Genomic DNA, 1,444 nt, shown 5'->3' with positions numbered 1-1,444 from the left:
TAACCTCTTAACTAGTATTACCTTAGGGTGGATATCGGAAAAAATTTGTAAGCACCTGCTACTATTCGCTTCTGAATCAGTTAGTCATAGACAAATGCTAATTCGCAGTATCTAAATATAGATTTGTGTTTGATAGGTTTGTATTTGATAGGTTGTTTTGCCTACGATTTTTAATTTTACTCTATCATAGAGCTTAGATTTTATCTAACTCCAATAGGTTAGGCCTCGATCCTAGGGGGACTTATTCCCTTTTAGTTACCTTTGAGGTTAATGTGTCCGTTTTACTTCCAGAAGACTGTTGTAAAAGACCTTGTGACTAATTCCTTCGCCGAGTGACTTCTGCTTTTTATCCTGATTTAAGAAGTTGAAGGCACGGTTTCTAAGGAACCAGAGGGAGTGTATTGGAGTGTCGATTTTGCAGGAGCGGTGATCAGTTTGCCATCCTCAGGTGCGACCCGTGGCGAATTAAATTCGCCAAGTAAGAGCGCACCTATTAGAATTGGTGCAAGTTTTTCTGCCTTTATCTTAGCTCCATAATTCGACTTGTTGACAATATTTTTTACTTTCTTTCGGAAGCCTTTGTCATTCTCCTGAGAAGGAGTGCTACGGAACTTCCCTTGTCCACTGCAGGGGTGGAGCTTCCAGCCATATCCATCCATGGCCTTTGGGCCACGCTACGCGAACGGTTATTAGTTTCGATTAGTTAGTCTTTGGCTACTAATCTATATCATAACCTGGTGTTGGCCACCAGTTTCTAGCTATAAGGAGACGCACTAGCTGAATCAATCATCCAGAGGTTTTCTTGTTTCAGAAGCGTCCCAAGGATATAACGGGCTTTCCGCCCCTCTACGGGAAGGAATCCAAAGCATCTATAGTATTGTGTAAAGTATTGTAGCAATTTGGGTAACCCATGGAAGCCTTTTCCATGGAAGCCTTTTGCCTGAGGTTAGTAATAGTGTTGCGATGATGGATTACCCAAATCCCAACTTAAGGAACAATTTCAAGATACTCTATAGCTTATGTATTTAAGCATTCAGCTAAGGCCTGCGCTATAGCTGATGCAGGACAAGCCAATAGCTTAGCTATTTAGAACAAGGATGCTTAACTCCGTAATGTTGCTTAGTAAAATCAATCGGTTTCCCCCAAAGAACGTGAAGATAATATGCCCCACGATACTTTAATTTTGCGATCGCTTCCGGTAAAAGCACACCGTTGAGCTTTGGTTGTCGCCAACGGACACCACGATACTTACCAACAATTTTTTCTGATTTCATCTCAAAAGTTACCGGTTCATTTTCATAGGTAATACCACGGTAAGTGAATTTCATTATTTGATCCTCTTAATTGTTTGTTTTATCTGTAATTGACCACTCCAATTCAGAGCCTATACTTAGATAATTACCGAAAGTTAGACTAACGGAACAGTAAGCATTCAGCTTAGAGA

Annotated in this window: 2 protein-coding genes; both read right to left on the bottom strand. The window is 40.6% G+C overall.

Annotated features, from left to right (window positions below; genetic code table 11):
- Window positions 1-356 precede the first annotated feature (356 nt).
- Window positions 357-659, bottom strand: a complete 303-nt coding sequence (locus tag F6K49_RS48785) for a hypothetical protein (RefSeq protein ID WP_293060225.1) — start codon at window positions 657-659, stop codon at window positions 357-359.
- A 423-nt stretch (window positions 660-1,082) separates the two neighbouring features.
- Complete coding sequence (locus F6K49_RS48780) at window positions 1,083-1,328, bottom strand: DUF4278 domain-containing protein (RefSeq protein WP_075897424.1); 246 nt, start codon at window positions 1,326-1,328, stop codon at window positions 1,083-1,085.
- Between the last annotated feature and the right edge of the window lie 116 nt (window positions 1,329-1,444).

This window comes from Moorena sp. SIO3I6, assembly GCF_010672095.1.
This window is presented reverse-complemented; position numbering and strand designations above follow the sequence as displayed.